The sequence below is a fragment of the Actinotalea ferrariae CF5-4 genome (assembly GCF_000603945.1).
In the GTDB taxonomy this organism is placed as follows: domain Bacteria; phylum Actinomycetota; class Actinomycetes; order Actinomycetales; family Cellulomonadaceae; genus Actinotalea; species Actinotalea ferrariae.
Map to the genome: position 1 here is coordinate 1 of NZ_AXCW01000038.1, position 16,965 is coordinate 16,965.

Below are 16,965 nucleotides of genomic sequence, written 5' to 3' on the forward strand. Positions count from 1 at the left end.
CTGGGACGGCTCCCGTCGTAGCGCGGGCAGCCGCGAGCGTCCGGTACGCTGTGCGGTGCACCCGGCCTCCGGGTGACATCGCACGCCATCCTCCCCGTCGCTCGCGCCCCCGGCGCGGCCCGGGGCGAGCACCGACGACGGTCCGGGACCACTCGTGGTCACGGTGTCGGCTCGCGTGGCGTCAGGGGTGATCGGCACCAGTCGGTCACCGACAACCGGATCGCGGGGCACGACCTCGGTCGCGCACCCGCCTGCATTCGCGCCGCCCGCAGCCGGGCGGCGCCGGAAGGACGTGCCATGGCCGTCGTGACCATGCGCCAGCTGCTCGAGAGCGGTGTCCACTTCGGGCACCAGACCCGCCGGTGGAACCCGAAGATGAAGCGCTTCATCTTCACCGAGCGCAACGGCATCTACATCGTCGACCTGCAGCAGTCGCTGTCGTACATCGACCGCGCCTACGAGTTCGTCAAGGAGACCGTCGCCCACGGCGGGACCATCCTCTTCGTCGGCACGAAGAAGCAGGCCCAGGAGCCCGTGGCCGAGCAGGCCGCGCGCGTCGGGATGCCCTACGTCAACCAGCGCTGGCTGGGCGGCATGCTGACCAACTTCACCACGGTGAACAAGCGGCTCCAGCGCCTCAAGGAGCTCGAGGAGATCGACTTCGAGGACGTGGCCGGCAGCGGCTACACCAAGAAGGAGCTGCTCATCATGCGTCGGGAGCGGGACAAGCTCGCCAAGACGCTGGGCGGCATCCGTGACATGGCGAAGGTGCCCTCGGCGATCTGGGTCGTCGACACGAACAAGGAGCACCTCGCCGTCGACGAGGCGCGCAAGCTCGGCATCCCCGTCGTCGCGATCCTCGACACGAACTGCGACCCGGACCTGGTCGACTACCAGATCCCGGGCAACGACGACGCGATCCGCGCCGTCACGCTGCTGACGCGCGTGATCGCCGACGCCGCCGCCGAGGGCCTCATCGCCCGCCACTCCGGCCGCCAGGCCGCGAGCGAGGGCGCGGACGTCGCCTCCGAGCCCCTCGCCGAGTGGGAGCGGGAGCTCCTCGCCGGTGGGTCCGACGCCGGTGCGGCGATCCAGACGGAGCCGTCGGCCCCCGCCGGCCCCGAGGACGTCACCGTCCCGCCGAGCGCCTCGGCCGTCGCCACCGACGACCTCCCCGCCGACAACCAGGCCGCCGAGGCCCAGGTCGAGAGCCCGGTCGAGGCCATCGGCACCGCGGTCGCCGAGGGCGACGCGCCCACCGGTCAGGACGCGGCCCCGGCCGCCGAGGCCGAGGGTGCGGCGGAGCCCGCCGCCGAGGACACCACCACCGCCGACTGACGTCCGCCGGCTGCGCACCGCCACACGGCGGTGCGCAGCCTCCGGTCGGCCGCCCAGGGGGCCGTCCCGACCGTACGACGCACGACGCACCCACGACAGCAAAGGACTCCCATGGCGAACTACACCGCCGCAGACATCAAGGCCCTGCGTGAGCGCACCGGCGCGGGCATGCTCGACGTCAAGAAGGCGCTCGACGAGGCCGACGGCGACGCCGAGAAGGCGCTGGAGATCATCCGCGTCAAGGGCCTCAAGGGCGTGAGCAAGCGCGAGGGCCGCTCCGCCTCGGACGGCCTCGTGGCCGCCCACGTCGCGGACGACGCGTCCGGCCAGACCGGCGTCCTCATCGAGCTCAACTCCGAGACCGACTTCGTCGCGAAGAACGCCACGTTCGTGGCGCTCGCCGACAAGGTGCTCGGCGCGGCCGTCGCCACGGGCACGGACGACGTCGCCGCGATCCTGGCCTCGGACCTCGACGGGCGCTCCGTCCAGGAGACGATCGACGAGACCGCGGCGACGCTGGGCGAGAAGGTCGTGCTGCGCCGCGTGGCGCGCGTCTCGGCCGAGAAGGTGTCGGTCTACCTGCACAAGGTCAACAAGGACCTGCCCCCGCAGGTCGGCGTGCTCGTCGGCAGCGACGCGGCCGGTGCCGAGGTGGCCCGCGACGTGGCGATGCACATCGCCGCGTACTCGCCGGCCTACCTCACGCGGGACGAGGTCCCGGCGGAGACGGTCGAGTCGGAGCGGCGGATCGCCGAGGAGACCTCGCGCAACGAGGGCAAGCCCGAGGCCGCCCTGCCGAAGATCGTCGAGGGTCGCCTCAACGGCTTCTTCAAGGAGTCGGTGCTCGTGGACCAGGCGTTCGCGAAGGACCCGAAGAAGACGGTCGGCCAGGTCGTCGCCGAGACGGGCGGCGCGGTCACCGCGTTCGCGCGCTTCCGCGTCGGAGCCTGAGCCCAGCCTGTAGCGTCACCACGGCGGCTCCGGTCCTCGGGCCGGGGCCGCCGTCGGCGCACCTGGGGGGCGGGCGCCGTGGCCCCCACGGGACTCGAGCACGACGACGGCACCGCAGAGGGACACCGGGAGGCAGCGTGACGCAGGACCAGAGCACCGCCCAGGCCGACACCGCCACCGAGCCCGAGGCCGAGGCGCCCCCGCAGGGCGCAGCCCGCCGGGTGCTGCTCAAGCTCTCCGGCGAGACGTTCGGCGGGGGTCGGATCGGTCTCGCACCCGACGTCGTGCAGCGGATCGCGGGGGAGATCGCCGCAGCGGTCCGGTCGGGCGTCCAGGTCGCGATCGTCGTCGGCGGCGGCAACTTCTTCCGGGGCGCGGAGCTGTCGCAGCGCGGCCTGGACCGCGCGCGGGCCGACTACATGGGCATGCTCGGCACGGTCATGAACTGTCTCGCGCTCCAGGACTTCCTGGAGCAGGCGGGCGTCAGCACGCGGGTCCAGACGGCCATCACCATGGGACAGGTCGCCGAGCCGTACATCCCGCTCAAGGCGATCCGGCACATGGAGAAGGGCCGCGTCGTCATCTTCGGCGCCGGCGCCGGCATGCCCTTCTTCTCCACGGACACCGTCTCCGTCCAGCGCGCGCTCGAGACGCACTGCGACGAGGTCCTCATGGGCAAGAACGGTGTGGACGGCGTGTACACGGCGGACCCGCGGACCGACCCGTCGGCCGTGCGGCTGGACGAGCTGACGTACACCGAGGCGCTCGTGGAGGGCCTGGAGGTCATGGACGCGACCGCGCTGTCCCTGTGCCGGGACAACGGCGTGCGCATGCGGGTCTTCGGCATGGAGGAGATCGGCAACGTCACGCGGGCGCTGCAGGGTGAGAGGATCGGCACGCTGCTCACCGCGGGCTGAGGCGGTCACGCACGCGGGCCGCACGCAGGGACAGCACGACCGACGAGAACGAAGGAGCACCGGTGATCGACGACACCCTCCTCGAGGCCGAGGAGAAGATGGACAAGGCCATCGAGGTCGCCAAGGAGGACATGGCGACCATCCGGACCGGTCGCGCGAACCCGGCGATGTTCCAGAAGATCGTCGTCGAGTACTACGGCTCGCCGACGCCCCTGCAGCAGCTGGCGTCGTTCACGACGCCGGAGGCGCGGACCATCCTCATCACGCCCTTCGACGCCGGCTCGCTGGGCGCGATCGAGCGCGCGCTGCGCGACTCGGACCTCGGGGTCAACCCGAGCAACGACGGCCGCATCATCCGCGTCGTCCTGCCGCAGCTGACCGAGGAGCGGCGCAAGGACTACGTGAAGCTCGCGCGCCACAAGGCAGAGGACGCCCGCGTGGCGGTGCGCAACATCCGTCGCCGCGCCAAGGAGGAGCTGGACCGGCTCGTCAAGGACGGGGAGTCCGGCGAGGACGACGTGACGCGCGCCGAGAAGGAGCTCGAGGCGCTGACCAAGCGCCACGTGGAGGCCATCGACCAGGTCCTCGCGCACAAGGAGAGCGAGCTGCTCGAGGTCTGATGACGGAGCTGGCGGGGACGCAGAGGGTGCAGGTCGGCGCAGGCACCTCACGGGCCGGCCGCGACCTGCCCCGGGCGGTCGCGGTCGGTCTCGGCCTGCTCGGCGTCGTCCTCGCGTCCCTGCTGTGGCGCAAGGAGCTCTTCCTGCTGCTGGCCGTCCTCGCGTGCGGCGCCGCGCTGTGGGAGCTGGCGCAGGCGTTCGCGCGGCGGCACCTGCACCTGCCGCTGCTGCCGGTCCTCGTCGGCAGCACGGGGATCCTCGTCTCGGCGTACGTCGCGGGCGCGGAGGCGATGTTCGTCGCCTTCCTGCTCACCGCGGGCGGCGTCGTGGTGTGGCGGGTCCTGGACGGCAGCGGCACCCCGGCGCTGCGGGACGCGGCGGCGGGCACCTTCGCCACCGCCTACATCCCGCTCATGGGCGGGTTCGTCATGCTCATGCTCGCCGCGCCGGACGGGCCGGCCCGGGTGCTGCTCTTCGTCCTGCTCGCCGTGGCGAGCGACACCGGCGGGTACGTCGCCGGCGTCCTCGCGGGAAAGCACCCTCTGGCGCCGTCGGTGAGCCCGAAGAAGTCCTGGGAGGGGCTCGGGGGCTCCCTCCTCCTGGCCGCCACGGTGGGCGCCGTGGGCCTGTGGCTCGCGTTCGACGCCTCACCGCTCCTGGGTGTGGTCCTCGGTGTCGCCGCGGTCCTCACGGCCACCCTGGGCGACCTCGCGGAGTCCCTGCTCAAGCGGGACCTCGAGCTCAAGGACATGGGCTCCCTCCTCCCGGGGCACGGCGGCGTGCTCGACCGCCTCGACTCCCTCCTGCTGACCGCACCGCTCGTGCACACGGTGCTGCTCGTGGCCCTGCCGGCCGTGGGCGACTGAGACGAAGGACGCTGCTGCCGTGACCGAGGTCCGACCCTCCGCCGAGGGACGTGCGCCGCTGGCGCTGACGATGACGCCTGCCCGGCGCGGCAAGCCGCCGCGCCACTTCGCGGACCTCGCGCCGGGCGAGCGGGCCGAGGCCGTGACCGCCCTCGGCGAGAAGCCGTTCCGGGCCAAGCAGCTCGCCACCCACTACTTCGCGCACCTGTCCGCGGACGCCGCCGAGATGACCGACCTGCCGAAGGCGACGCGCGAGCACCTCGTGGCGGGTCTCTTCCCGGACCTCCTGCGGCCCGTGCGGACCCTCGAGGCCGACGCGGGCACGACGGTGAAGACGCTCTGGAGCCTGTACGACGGCGTCAAGGTCGAGTCGGTCCTCATGCGCTACCCGGGCCGCGCGACCCTCTGCGTCTCCAGCCAGGCGGGCTGCGGCATGGCGTGCCCGTTCTGCGCCACGGGCCAGCAGGGGCTGACCCGGAACCTGTCGACCGCGGAGATCGTCGAGCAGGTGCGCCACGCCGCTCGCGCGCTGCAGCGCGGCGAGGTCGCCGGCGGCCCCGGGCGCCTGACGAACATCGTGTTCATGGGCATGGGGGAGCCCCTGGCCAACTACCGCACCGTGGTGGACGCCGTGCGCCGGTTCGTCGCTCCCGCACCGGACGGGCTGGGCCTGTCCGCGCGCAACGTGACGGTGTCGACGGTGGGACTGGTCCCGGCGATCGACAAGCTCGCGGCGACCGGCATCCCGGTCACGCTCGCCCTGTCCCTCCACGCGCCGGACGACGCCCTGCGCAGCGAGCTGGTGCCGATCAACACCCGGTGGACCGTCGACGAGGCCCTCGACGCCGCGCGGCGGTACTTCGAGGCGACCGGCCGGCGCGTCAGCATCGAGTACGCACTGATCAAGGACATGAACGACCACGCCTGGCGCGCGGACCTCCTCGGGCAGAAGCTCACCGAGCGGGGACGCGGCTGGGTCCACGTCAACCCCATCCCCCTCAACCCGACACCCGGCTCGATCTGGACCGCGAGCGACCCCGCCGTGGAGGCGGAGTTCGTGGCCCGCCTGCGCGCGCACGGCATCCCGACGACGGTCCGGGACACCCGTGGCAGCGACATCGACGGGGCGTGCGGTCAGCTCGCAGCGGAGGACCGATGAGCACCCTGTTCCGGACGACGGGCCGGATCCGGTCGGGGTACGACCCGGCCCAGGTCGACGAGTTCTTCGACCGGGCGCGCCAGGTCTACGAGGGCAAGGGCTCCGCGGAGCCCCTCACGGCGCGCGACGTCCGGCTCACCGCCTTCGACCTGGTCCGCGGGGGGTACGCGACGGGTCCCGTGGACGCCGCGATGGACCGCCTCGAACGGGCCTTCGTCACCCGCCAGCGCACCGACTACGTCACCGCGCACGGCCAGCAGGCCTGGATGGACCACCTCGCGGCGCAGGCCCGCACGCTGTACGGGCGGCTCACGCGTCCCGACGGCGAGCGGTTCGCACCGGCAGGGCGCCGCCAGCAGGGCTACCTCCCGGCCGACGTCGACGCGCTGTGCCACCGTCTCGTGGACTACTTCGACAACGGCGCCAGCCTCACGTCGGACGAGATCCGGGCCGTGACGTTCCGGCGGGCCCGCGGGGCGAAGGCCTACGGCGAGCCCGCGGTCGACGCCTTCTGCGACCGGGCGGTGGAGGTCCTGCTCGGCGTGGAGTGAGCGTGCGTCCTCACGTGCCGTCGGCGGTGCCCCGGCGCGGGTTCCCCTCGGCGGGGATCTCCTGACCCAGCACGATCTCCTGGATCTGGAGCAGCCGCTTCTCGATCCTCGCCACGTCGTCGAGCTCGACGTCGCTCTGGTCGCCCGCGGTGCGCACGACGAGCGTCCCGCAGCCCAGGACCCGGTCGAGCAGCGTGCGGCGGTAGCTGACCGAGTGGACGCGGTCGATCGGGATGTCCCTGCCCTCGCGGGTGAGGACCCCTCGCCGGCTGACGAGCCGCTGGGTCGTGAGGGTGTCCGTCGAGGCGGCCCAGACGAGCGCGGGCCGGACGGCGAACGCGAGCAGGATCACCGCGGCCGCGGCCGCGAGGCTCCAGCGCTGCCAGGCCTGGTCCTGCGGCGACGGGACGACCTGGACGAGCAGGAACCACAGTGCGGCACCGGTGAGCAGGGCCACCAGGACCGGCAGGACGAGGCGCTTCCAGTGCGCGTGCGCGCGGAACACGACGACCTCGTCGGTGGCGAGCATCGAGGGCTTGACCATGGTCAGATCCTTCCACCACGGGGTCCCCGGGGGAACGTGCGACACAATGCCGCCGTGATCCACACCTTCCCCGACCCCGGTCAGCGCAGCGTCGTCCTCCTGGGGTCCACGGGCTCCATCGGCACGCAGGCGGTGGACGTCGTCCGGCGCAACCCCGACCGGTTCCGTGTCGTGGGTCTCGCGGCGGGCGGGCGCGATCCGCGGCTCGTCGCGGAGCAGGTGGTCGAGCTCGGTGTCACCACGGTCGCCGTGGCCGACGCCGGCGCGGGGCTCGCGGTGCTCGAGGCGGTCACCCGGGTCGCCGCGGAGCGGGGCGTGCGCGGGCTGGGCGTCGAGCTGCTCACCGGCCCCGACGCGGCGACGGACCTCGCCGGGCGCGGGGCCGACGTGGTGCTCAACGGCATCACCGGGTCGATCGGCCTGCGGCCCACGCTCGCCGCCCTCGAGGCCGGCAGCACGCTGGCCCTGGCCAACAAGGAGTCGCTCGTCGTCGGCGGCGAGCTCGTGCGCCGGGCCCAGCGCCGGCCGGACCAGGTGGTCCCGGTGGACTCCGAGCACTCGGCGATCGCGCAGTGCCTGCGGGCGGGCCGCCGCGCGGAGGTGCGTCGTCTGGTGCTGACCGCGTCCGGCGGGCCCTTCCGCGGACGGACGCGCGACGAGGTGAAGGCGGTCACCGCCGAGCAGGCCCTCGCGCACCCGACCTGGTCCATGGGTCCGGTCGTCACGGTGAACTCGGCGACCCTCATGAACAAGGGGCTCGAGCTCATCGAGGCCCACCTGCTGTTCGACGTCCCCGTCGAGGACATCACCGTCGTCGTGCACCCGCAGTCGGTCGTCCACTCGATGGTCGAGCTCGTCGACGGGTCCACGATCGCCCAGGCGTCGCCGCCGGACATGCGCCTGCCCATCGCGCTGGGCCTGTCCTGGCCGGAGCGGGTGCCCGACGTCGCCCCGGCGTGCGACTGGTCGGCGCCCACCGCCTGGACGTTCGAGCCGGTCGACGAGGAGGTCTTCGGCGCGCTGCGCCTCGCGCGAGCGGCGGTCTCCGCCTCGCCCACCCATCCGGCGGTGCTGAACGCCGCGAACGAGGAGTGCGTCGCCGCCTTCCTCGACGGCCGGATCGGCTTCCTCGACGTGGTGGACACGGTGGAGCAGGTGCTCGGCGACCACGCGGGGTCCTCCGGTGAGCTCACCCTCGACGCGGTCCTCGACGCCGAGCGGTGGGCGAGGGCACGGGCGCACGAGGTGCTCGCGCGCCGCTGAGGCCCGTCAGCCGAGGAGCGGCCGGACGAGGCGTTCGACGACGCTGGGCCGTCCGGTGAGCTCCTCCTCGCGGTCCGCGAAGGTCATCGCGCGCAGCCCCGCGTTGACCCCGAGCCAGCGCAGCGGCTCCGGCTCCCAGTCGGGGGAGCGGTGCCCGACCCACGGGAGCCGGGTCAGCTCGGTGTCCCGGTCGGTCAGCAGGTCCGCCAGCGTGCGGCCGGCGAGGTTCGTCGTCGACAGGCCGTCCCCGACGTAGCCGCCGGCCCACGCCAGCCCGCTGCTCCGGTCGAGCCCGACGGACGCGTGCCAGTCGCGGGCGATCGCGAGGGGTCCGCCCCACCGGTGCGTGACCCGCACGTCCGCCAGGACGGGGAACAGCTCCAGCAGCGTCTGCTCGAGCGCCGCGAAGACGCGGGGCTCCCGGTCGTACTGCGGGCGGACGGCGCTGCGCCAGTGGTAGGGCGCCCCCCGCCCGCCGAAGGCCAGACGCCCGTCGGCGGTCCGCTGCCCGTACACGACCAGGTGCCGGTGGTCGGCGAAGGTCTCGCGCTCGCGCAGGCCGATGGCGTCCCAGACGTCCTGCGGCAGCGGCTCGGTCGCCACCATGAGCGAGTACACGGGCACGACGGCGCGGCGGCTGCCGGGGAGCCGCGGCGTCCAGGCCTCGGTGGCGCGGACGACGTGCCGGCACCGGACGACCGACCGGGCCGGCCGACGCCCGCTCTCCCGGCTGTCGTCGGTGGCGTCGAGGTGCTCGACCGTCACGCGTCCGGGCTCGATCCCCACGACGCGGCTGTGCTCGACCACCCGGACCCCGCGCGCCTCGAGGACCTCGGCGAGGCCGCGCGTGAGCCGCGCCGGCTGGAGTGCGGCGCAGTCCGGCGTGTAGGTCCCGCCGCGGACCTCCGTGGCGGCGAGCCGGGCCCGGGCCGCGTCCGCGTCCAGGAGCTCGGTCTCGTCCCCCCAGCGCGGGCCCTCGGCCGCCTCGGCGCGGGCGCGGCGCAGCTGCGGTGCGGAGCGGGCGACGACGACGGTGCCCCCGTAGGCCACGTCGCACGCGATGCCCTCGGCCGCGGCGACGCCGGCGACCTCGACGACGGTGTCCCGCATCGCCGCCCGCATGGCCTGCGCGGCGGCCTCGCCGTGACGGGCGGCGAGCGTCGTGGCGGAGGCCGGGAAGAGCGCGGAGCACCAGCCGCCGTTGCGACCGCTCGCGCCGAACCCGACGACCTCCTGCTCGACGACGAGCACGTCGAGCCCGGGGTCGTTCTCGGTCAGGTAGTACGCGGTCCACAGCCCGGTCAGGCCGCCGCCGACGACGACGACGTCCGCGTCCGTCGAGGCGGTGAGGCCGGGGCGGGGCGTGAGCGCGTCGCCGTCGTCCGCCACCTGGTCCAGCCACAGCGACAGCCGGCGGTACGGGGCGCTCATGGTCGAGCCTGCCCGGTCCGACGGTCGGGAGAGGTCCGGGCCGTCACCGCGTCACAGCTGGGCCCAGGCCCGGGAGAGGACGTCCCGCAGGATCTGCTCGATCTCGTCGAACTCGGCGGGGCCGATCGTCAGCGGGGGAGCGAGCTGGATGACGGGGTCGCCCCGGTCGTCCGCCCGGCAGTACAGCCCGGCGTCCAGCAGCGCGTGGGAGAGGAAGCCGCGCAGGAGGCGCTCGCTCTCGTCGTCGTCGAAGGTCTCCCGCGTGGCCTGGTCCTTGACCAGCTCGATCCCGTAGAAGTACCCGTCACCGCGCACGTCACCGACGATCGGCAGGTCCAGCAGCTTCTCCAGGGTGCGGCGGAACACCGGGCCGTTCTCGTGCACCCGCTGGGTGAGCCGCTCCTGCTCGAAGATGTCGAGGTTGGCCATGGCGACCGCGGCGCTGACGGGGTGACCGCCGAACGTGTACCCGTGGTAGAAGGTCGTGGTTCCGGTGCGGAACGGCTCGAAGATCCGGTCCGAGACCACCGTGGCGCCGATCGGCGAGTAGCCCGACGTCATGCCCTTCGCGCAGGTGATCATGTCGGGCACGTAGCCGTACTCGTTGCACGCGAAGATCTCGCCGACGCGACCGAAGGCGCAGATGACCTCGTCGGAGACGAGCAGGACGTCGTACTGGTCGCAGATCTCCCGCACGCGCTCGAAGTAGCCGGGCGGCGGCGGGAAGCAGCCCCCGGAGTTCTGCACGGGCTCGAGGAAGACGGCCGCGACCGTCTCCGGGCCCTCGAAGAGGATGGCCTCCTCGATCCGGTCCGCGGCCCAGCGCCCGAACGCCTTGGGGTCGTCGCGCAGCTCCACGGGAGCCCGGTAGATGTTGGTGTTCGGCACCTTGTGCGCGCCGGGCACGAGCGGCTCGAACGGCGCCTTCATCCCCGGCAGCCCCGTGATGGCCAGGGCTCCCTGGGGCGTCCCGTGGTAGGCGACGGCCCGGGAGATCACCTTGTACTTGGTCGGCTGGCCCATGAGCTTCCAGTACTGCTTCGCGAGCTTCCAGGCCGTCTCCACCGCCTCGCCGCCGCCGGTGGTGAAGAAGATGCGGTTGAGGTCGCCGGGGGCGTGGTGCGCGAGGCGCTCGGCCAGGTCGATCGCCTGCGGGTGGGCGTAGGACCACAGGGGGAAGAACGCCAGCTCCTCCGCCTGCTGCCGCGCCCGCTCGGCGAGCTCGGCCCGGCCGTGACCGGCCTGCACCACGAAGAGACCGGAGAGGCCGTCGATGTAGCGGCGGCCCTCGGCGTCCCAGATGTGGTGACCGCGCCCGCGGACGATGACGGGGACGTGGCCCTTCTCCCAGGTCGACTGGCGCGTCATGTGCCCCCAGAGGTGGTTCCGCGCAGCCTCCTGCCGGTCGGTCCCGGCGGGCGTCGTCGACGTGGTGCCCATGGTCTCGGTCATCGGGTTCCCCAGTTGTAGAGCTGCTTGCGCAGCTTGAGGTAGACGAACGTCTCGGTGGTGCGGACCCCCGGGAGTGTCCGGATGGCGTTGTTGAGCACCTGGAGCAGGTGCTCGTCGTCCTCGCACACGACCTCGACGAGGATGTCGAAGGCGCCCGCGGTGACCACGACGTAGTCGACCTCGGGGATGCCGGCGAAGCGGTCGGCGAGCGCCTGCAGGTCGCCCTCGGCCTTGATGCCGATCATCGCCTGGCGCGAGAAGCCCACCTGGAGCGGGTCGGTCACCGCCACGATCTGCACCACGCCGGACTCGACGAGCCGCTGGACGCGCTGGCGCACGGCCGCCTCGGACAGGCCCACGGCCTTGCCGATGGCGGCGTAGGGGCGCCGGCCGTCCTCCTGGAGCTGCTCGATGATCCCCTTGGAGACGTCGTCGAGGACCACCGGCGGGGGCTTGCGCTGCTCGACCATGGTGGCGATGTTCCCCGTACGGGGCGCTCTTTGCAAGCGAATCCGTCGCTTGCGACGACGGGTGCGCGCAATCCCGTCGTCACGACGGGGCAGAACCGCGGAAACCGGTGACCTTGGGGCGTTCCTGCGCTACCGTGCTGGTGGCTCCACCGAGCCAGTCACGACGGCGTGACCCCCGTCGGGCACGCCTTGAGCCGACGGAGGCGCTGTGTCCACGAGCTCCACCACCACGGGCGCGATCGAGCTGCACAACGTCGTCGGGGGCCGCACGGTCCCCGCGGCGCAGGGCCGCACCAGCGACGTGGTCGACCCCAGCACCGGCGAGGCGTATGCGACCGCCCCGCTGTCCACCGCCGAGGACGTCGACGCCGCCTACGCCGCGGCGTCGGACGCGTTCCCCGGCTGGCGGGACACCACACCGGCCGAGCGCCAGCTGGCGCTCCTGCGCATCGCGGACGCGCTCGAGCGCCGTGCGGAGGAGTTCGTCGCCGTCGAGTCGCGCAACACGGGCAAGCCGCTGGCCCTCACCGCCAGCGACGAGGTCCCGCCGTGCGTCGACCAGTTCCGCTTCTTCGCCGGCGCGGCCCGGATCCTCGAGGGCGCCAGCGCCGGGGAGTACATGGCCGGCCACACGTCGTGGATCCGCCGTGAGCCGGTGGGGGTCGTCGGGCAGGTCACGCCCTGGAACTACCCGCTGATGATGGGCGTGTGGAAGATCGCGCCCGCGCTCGCGGCCGGCAACACGGTGGTCCTCAAGCCGTCGGACACCACCCCGGCCTCCACGCTGCTGCTGGCGGAGCTCGCGCAGGAGTTCCTCCCGCCCGGCGTCCTCAACGTCGTCTGCGGGGACCGGGACACCGGCCGCGCCCTCGTCGAGCACGCTCGACCGGACATGGTCTCGATCACGGGCTCCGTCCGTGCGGGGATGGAGGTGGCCGGGTCCGCCGCGGCGCAGGTCAAGCGGGTCCACCTCGAGCTGGGCGGCAAGGCGCCCGTCGTGGTCTTCGGGGACGCCGACATCGCCGCGGCGGCGGAGGGCATCGCCGGCGCCGGCTACTACAACGCCGGCCAGGACTGCACCGCCGCGACCCGCGTGCTCGTGCACGAGTCGGTGCACGCCGACTTCGTGGCGGCGCTCGCCGAGCAGGCGCGGGGCACCCGGACCGGGCGGCCGGACGAGGACGTCGCCTTCGGGCCCGTCAACAACCCGGCCCAGCTCGCCCGGGTCATGGGGTTCCTCGAGCGGCTGCCGGACCACGCGTCCGTCGTCGCCGGGGGGAACCGCCAGGGTGACGTCGGCTTCTTCCACGAGGCGACGGTCGTCGACGGGCTGCGCCAGGACGACGAGGCGATCCAGACCGAGATCTTCGGGCCGGTGATCACGGTGCAGACGTTCCGCGACGAGGCGGAGGCGCTCGCGCTCGCGAACGGGGTGCCGTACGGGCTGTCCAGCTCCGTGTGGACCTCGGACCACGGCACGGCGCTGCGGATGTCACGGGGGCTCGACTTCGGCGTCGTGTGGATCAACACGCACATCCCGTTCGTGGCCGAGATGCCGCACGGCGGCTTCAAGCAGTCCGGGTACGGCAAGGACCTCTCGATGTACGGGTTCGAGGACTACACCCGGATCAAGCACGTCATGAGCGCCTTCGGGTGACACCCACGTCGTCGCCCGCGGCCGGCGGCCGCGGGCGACGACGCTGAGGGCGACGGCGGACCGTGGAGACGGTCGGCAAAGACACGCCTGTGTGACTTTTTCGTTGCAGATCGTCGCAATGACGATGGAATCCCTTGTGTGACACGCGCCACCCTGACACCATCGGCCCACCACGAACGGCGGCCGGCAGGCCGTGCACCCGCCCCGACGTGCCCCACGGTCCCGACCGCGGGGCAGTGATCCGACAGGAGCCCCCTGTGAAGCGTCCCCTCCCCTCAGACCCCGTCGTCCGCGCGATCGTCCGTGCCCAGCTCGCCCAGCGCTCCCAGGTCTCGCGCCGCTCCGTGCTGCAGACCGGGGCCGGTGTGGCCGGCATGGGTGCCCTGCTCGCCGCGTGCGGAACCGGCGGCGCGCCGTCGGGCGAGGCCACGGCCACGGGGGGTGCGGTCCAGGACGTCTCCGAGTCCGACCCCACCGTCAACTGGGCGAACTGGACGCTCTACCTCGACTACGACGACCAGAGCCAGACCTACCCGACGCTCGAGGCCTTCACGGAGCAGACGGGCATCGAGGTCAACTACGCGGAGGACATCGAGGACAACGACTCCTACTACGGTCGCGTGCAGGGGCAGCTCGCGAACGGCCAGGACATCGGCCAGGACATCGTCACCCTCACGGACTGGATGGCGGCGCGGATGATCCGCCTGGGCTACACGCAGGAGCTCGACAAGGCGAACATCCCCAACTGGGAGAACATCCTGCCGGGCCTGCGCGACGTGTCCTTCGACCCGGGTCGGCAGCACTCGCTGACCTGGCAGTCCGGCTTCGCGGGCCTGGCCTGGAACAAGGAGGCGGTGCCGGGCGGGATGCGCAGCGTGTCGGACCTCTGGAACCCCGACCTGGCGGGGCGGGTGGAGGTGCTCAGCGAGATGCGCGACACCGTGGGCCTGATCATGCTCGACCAGGGGGTCGACCCCTCGTCGGACGACTGGGGTGACGACGAGTTCTTCGCCGCCCTGGAGGTCCTCGAGCAGCAGATCAGCTCCGGCCAGATCCGTCAGGTCAAGGGCAACTCCTACGCGGAGGACCTCGTGTCCGGGGACGCGCTCGCGGTCATCGGCTGGTCCGGTGACATCACGGTGCTGAACTTCGAGAACGGCGACAACTGGGAGTTCCTCCTGCCCGAGGCCGGCGGCACGCTCTGGAGCGACAACCTCATGGTCCCCGTCGGCAGCCCGCGCAAGACGAACGCCGAGACGCTGATGAACTACTACTACGACCCGGTCGTCGCGGCCGAGGTCGCGGCGTACGTCAACTACATCTGCCCGGTCCAGGGTGCGTACGAGGAGATGCTGAACCTCGACCCCGAGCTCGCCGAGAACCAGCTCATCTTCCCGAACGAGGAGACCCTGTCCCGGGCCTACGTCTTCCGGGCGCTGACGCCCGAGGAGGAGACCCGGTACAACACCGAGTTCCAGTCCGTGATCGGGAACTGACGTCCGTGAGCGCTGACATCCATGTCGATCCAGGTCGGGCAGAGCACTCCGGCGGACGCAGGCCCGCTGCGACGGCGAGGGCCGGCGTGAGCGGCTCGGAGTCGGGGGGCGGCGCCGACCTCGTCCTCGAGCGGGTGACGAAGGAGTTCGGGGCCTACACGGCCGTGGACGACCTCTCCCTGACGATCCCCGCAGGGTCCTTCTTCGCCCTGCTGGGTCCGTCCGGCTGCGGCAAGACGACGACGCTGCGCATGGTCGCCGGTCTGGAGGCGCCGACGCGCGGGCGCGTCCTCCTCGGGGGCGAGGACGTCACGGGGACCCGGGCGTACCAGCGGCCCGTGAACACGGTCTTCCAGTCGTACGCGCTCTTCCCGCACCTCACGGTGCTGGAGAACGTGGCCTTCGGCCTGCGGCGCAAGCGGGTCGCCGACGCCGAGCAGCGGTCGCGGGCCGCGCTGGACCTCGTCGAGATGGGCCACATGGCCGACCGTCGGCCGTCCCAGATGTCCGGCGGCCAGCAGCAGCGCGTCGCCCTGGCCCGGGCGGTGGTGAACAACCCGGCCGTGCTGCTCCTCGACGAGCCCCTCGGGGCGCTCGACCTCAAGTTGCGGCGGCAGATGCAGACCGAGCTGAAGCGGATCCAGCTGGAGGTGGGCCAGACCTTCGTCCACGTCACCCACGACCAGGAGGAGGCCATGACCATGGCCGACACGGTCGCGGTGATGAACCACGGCCGGATCGAGCAGATGGGGGCGCCGGAGGCGCTGTACGAGCTGCCGCGGACCGCGTTCGTGGCCAACTTCCTCGGCCAGTCGAACCTGCTGGCCGGCGAGGTCCGGGAGGACGTCGGCGACGTCGTCGGTGTCGACATCGGGGGCCGTCGGCTGTGGGTGCCCAAGGACCGCGCCGTCACCACGACCGGTGCGGTGCTCGTCGGGGTCCGGCCCGAGAAGCTCCACATCTTCTTCGCCGAGGAGGGCGTCCCGGACGACTCGAACGTCGTCGGGCCCGGCATGGTGACGGACGTGGCGTTCAGCGGGGTCAGCACGCAGTACCAGGTGCTCGTGCCGGGCCTGGGGACGATCGGCGTCTTCGCGCAGAACGTCTTCGGCGGCCGGGCGATCCGGGTGGGCGACGAGGTCATGCTCGGGTGGGCGGTCAAGCACACGTTCGCCCTGGACGGCACGGAGGACGCCAGCGCCGGCGCACAGCTCGAGGACGGGGAGGCCTGAGCGATGAGCGTCGTCTCCGCGCTCGGCCACGGCGGGGGCAGCGGCACGCCCGCGCCCGCGCCCGCGCGGCGCGCCCGCGGGGGCGCGTACCTGCTCCTGGCACCGGGCCTGCTCTACCTCGGCCTCTTCTTCGTGGTGCCCGTGTTCGCCCTGCTCGTGACGTCGTTGTACGTGCCGGTCCCGGGCGGTGACGTCGGCCAGTTCCAGCCCGCGTTCGAGTGGCAGAACTACACGCGGTCGCTGGAGACGTACTGGCCGCAGCTGGTGCGGTCCTTCTCCTACGCCGCCATCGCCACGATCCTCGCGTTCTGCATCGGCTACCCGATGGCGTACACGATCGCCGTCAAGGCGCGCGGGCGCCCGTTCCTCCAGGCGATGCTCCTGGTGCTCGTCATCGCCCCGTTCTTCACGAGCTTCATCCTGCGCACCGTCGCCTGGAAGCAGATCCTCGCCGACGAGGGCTTCGTGGTGGCCGCGCTCAAGGCCCTGGCGGTCATCCCGCCGGACGGCCGGCTCACGGCGACCTCGGTCGCCGTCGTCGCGGGTCTGACGTACAACTTCCTGCCGTTCATGACGCTGCCCATCTACGCGAACCTCGAGCGTCTGGACCCGCGGCTCATCGAGGCGGGGGCGGACCTCTACGCGAACGGGCCGACGACGTTCTGGCGGGTCACGCTGCCGATGTCCATGCCGGGCGTCGTCTCCGGGACCCTGCTGACCTTCATCCCGGCGTCCGGCGACTTCGTGAACTCGGTGCTGCTGGGCAACAACAGCACGACGATGATCGGCCAGGTCATCGACTCACGGTTCTTCAAGGTGAGCGACTACCCGACCGCGGCGGCGCTGTCCTTCGTGCTCATGATGGCGATCCTCGTCCTCGTGGCCGCGTACATCCGCCGGGCCGGGACGGAGGAGCTGCTGTGAGCGGCACGGTGGGGACGAGCGTGACGGCGGGGGTCACGGCCCGGCCCGGCGACGGCGAAGGGCCGGACCGGCCGCCGGCCGTCGCCCCGCGGTC

Annotated in this window: 16 protein-coding genes; 12 read left to right on the forward strand and 4 right to left on the reverse strand. The window is 72.6% G+C overall.

Annotated features, from left to right (window positions below; translation table 11 throughout):
* Positions 1–297: 297 nt before the first annotated feature.
* The 7 genes from rpsB to N866_RS05480 all read left to right on the forward strand — a co-directional run bounded on the left by rpsB (position 298) and on the right by N866_RS05480 (position 6,402).
* A complete protein-coding gene (gene rpsB / locus N866_RS05450) occupies positions 298–1,338 on the forward strand; it encodes a 30S ribosomal protein S2 (protein WP_034223765.1) in 1,041 nt (346 codons plus the stop codon).
* A gap of 111 nt (positions 1,339–1,449) precedes the next feature.
* A complete protein-coding gene (gene tsf, locus N866_RS05455) occupies positions 1,450–2,289 on the forward strand; it encodes a translation elongation factor Ts (protein ID WP_034223767.1) in 840 nt (279 codons plus the stop codon).
* 137 nt (positions 2,290–2,426) lie between these two features.
* On the forward strand, positions 2,427–3,206 hold the full coding sequence (pyrH, locus tag N866_RS05460) for a UMP kinase (protein ID WP_034223769.1): 780 nt from the start codon (positions 2,427–2,429) through the stop codon (positions 3,204–3,206).
* Between the two features lie 62 nt (positions 3,207–3,268).
* Complete coding sequence (gene frr, locus N866_RS05465; RefSeq protein ID WP_034223771.1) at positions 3,269–3,826, forward strand: ribosome recycling factor; 558 nt, start codon at positions 3,269–3,271, stop codon at positions 3,824–3,826.
* Positions 3,826–4,692 carry a phosphatidate cytidylyltransferase gene (locus tag N866_RS05470; protein WP_034223772.1) on the forward strand — a complete coding sequence of 289 codons (867 nt, stop codon included), beginning with the start codon at positions 3,826–3,828 and terminating at the stop codon, positions 4,690–4,692. Before frr ends, N866_RS05470 begins: the two co-directional genes overlap by 1 nt.
* Positions 4,693–4,762: 70 nt before the next feature.
* Positions 4,763–5,851 (forward strand): dual-specificity RNA methyltransferase RlmN, encoded by a 1,089-nt coding sequence (gene rlmN, locus N866_RS05475; protein ID WP_034223802.1) that lies wholly within the window; start codon positions 4,763–4,765, stop codon positions 5,849–5,851.
* Positions 5,848–6,402 (forward strand): cell division protein DivIVA, encoded by a 555-nt coding sequence (locus N866_RS05480; protein WP_034223773.1) that lies wholly within the window; start codon positions 5,848–5,850, stop codon positions 6,400–6,402. Before rlmN ends, N866_RS05480 begins: the two co-directional genes overlap by 4 nt.
* 10 nt (positions 6,403–6,412) lie before the next feature.
* On the opposite strand, the gene N866_RS05485 is transcribed toward N866_RS05480, so the two are convergent.
* Positions 6,413–6,946, reverse strand: coding sequence for a PH domain-containing protein (locus tag N866_RS05485; RefSeq protein ID WP_052022431.1), 534 nt, complete (start codon positions 6,944–6,946; stop codon positions 6,413–6,415).
* A 54-nt stretch (positions 6,947–7,000) separates the two neighbouring features.
* Here N866_RS05485 and dxr point away from each other — a divergent pair, with 54 nt between their 5' ends.
* Positions 7,001–8,209, forward strand: a complete 1,209-nt coding sequence (gene dxr, locus N866_RS05490; protein WP_245612378.1) for a 1-deoxy-D-xylulose-5-phosphate reductoisomerase — start codon at positions 7,001–7,003, stop codon at positions 8,207–8,209.
* 6 nt (positions 8,210–8,215) lie between these two features.
* Here the strand turns inward: dxr and N866_RS05495 are convergent, their stop codons facing one another.
* The 3 genes from N866_RS05495 to N866_RS05505 are packed head-to-tail and all read right to left on the reverse strand — an operon-like array spanning position 8,216 to position 11,562.
* Complete coding sequence (locus tag N866_RS05495; protein WP_034223774.1) at positions 8,216–9,640, reverse strand: NAD(P)/FAD-dependent oxidoreductase; 1,425 nt, start codon at positions 9,638–9,640, stop codon at positions 8,216–8,218.
* A 51-nt stretch (positions 9,641–9,691) separates the two neighbouring features.
* Positions 9,692–11,092, reverse strand: coding sequence for an aspartate aminotransferase family protein (locus N866_RS05500; RefSeq protein WP_052022432.1), 1,401 nt, complete (start codon positions 11,090–11,092; stop codon positions 9,692–9,694).
* Positions 11,089–11,562 (reverse strand): Lrp/AsnC family transcriptional regulator, encoded by a 474-nt coding sequence (locus N866_RS05505; RefSeq protein ID WP_034223778.1) that lies wholly within the window; start codon positions 11,560–11,562, stop codon positions 11,089–11,091. The genes N866_RS05500 and N866_RS05505 overlap by 4 nt, the downstream gene beginning before the upstream one ends.
* A gap of 208 nt (positions 11,563–11,770) precedes the next feature.
* Between N866_RS05505 and N866_RS05510 the strand changes: the two genes are divergently transcribed.
* From N866_RS05510 to N866_RS05525, 4 genes are all read left to right on the forward strand, one after another.
* Positions 11,771–13,219, forward strand: a complete 1,449-nt coding sequence (locus N866_RS05510) for a gamma-aminobutyraldehyde dehydrogenase (RefSeq protein WP_425393951.1) — start codon at positions 11,771–11,773, stop codon at positions 13,217–13,219.
* A gap of 257 nt (positions 13,220–13,476) precedes the next feature.
* Positions 13,477–14,715: an ABC transporter substrate-binding protein gene (locus N866_RS05515; RefSeq protein ID WP_034223786.1), complete on the forward strand. Its 1,239-nt coding sequence runs from the start codon at positions 13,477–13,479 to the stop codon at positions 14,713–14,715.
* An 86-nt stretch (positions 14,716–14,801) separates the two neighbouring features.
* Positions 14,802–15,947: an ABC transporter ATP-binding protein gene (locus N866_RS05520; protein ID WP_034223788.1), complete on the forward strand. Its 1,146-nt coding sequence runs from the start codon at positions 14,802–14,804 to the stop codon at positions 15,945–15,947.
* A gap of 3 nt (positions 15,948–15,950) precedes the next feature.
* Positions 15,951–16,871 (forward strand): ABC transporter permease, encoded by a 921-nt coding sequence (locus N866_RS05525; RefSeq protein ID WP_034223790.1) that lies wholly within the window; start codon positions 15,951–15,953, stop codon positions 16,869–16,871.
* Positions 16,872–16,965 lie beyond the last annotated feature (94 nt).

Coding starts and splice junctions, on each gene's coding strand:
- rpsB (WP_034223765.1), top strand. CDS start 298: ATGGCCGTCGTGACCATGCGCCAGCTGCTCGAGAGCGGTGTCCACTTC.
- tsf (WP_034223767.1), top strand. CDS start 1,450: ATGGCGAACTACACCGCCGCAGACATCAAGGCCCTGCGTGAGCGCACC.
- N866_RS05470 (WP_034223772.1), top strand. CDS start 3,826: ATGACGGAGCTGGCGGGGACGCAGAGGGTGCAGGTCGGCGCAGGCACC.
- rlmN (WP_034223802.1), top strand. CDS start 4,763: ATGACGCCTGCCCGGCGCGGCAAGCCGCCGCGCCACTTCGCGGACCTC.
- N866_RS05480 (WP_034223773.1), top strand. CDS start 5,848: ATGAGCACCCTGTTCCGGACGACGGGCCGGATCCGGTCGGGGTACGAC.
- N866_RS05485 (WP_052022431.1), bottom strand. CDS start 6,946: ATGGTCAAGCCCTCGATGCTCGCCACCGACGAGGTCGTCGTGTTCCGC.
- N866_RS05495 (WP_034223774.1), bottom strand. CDS start 9,640: ATGAGCGCCCCGTACCGCCGGCTGTCGCTGTGGCTGGACCAGGTGGCG.
- N866_RS05500 (WP_052022432.1), bottom strand. CDS start 11,092: ATGACCGAGACCATGGGCACCACGTCGACGACGCCCGCCGGGACCGAC.
- N866_RS05505 (WP_034223778.1), bottom strand. CDS start 11,562: ATGGTCGAGCAGCGCAAGCCCCCGCCGGTGGTCCTCGACGACGTCTCC.
- N866_RS05525 (WP_034223790.1), top strand. CDS start 15,951: ATGAGCGTCGTCTCCGCGCTCGGCCACGGCGGGGGCAGCGGCACGCCC.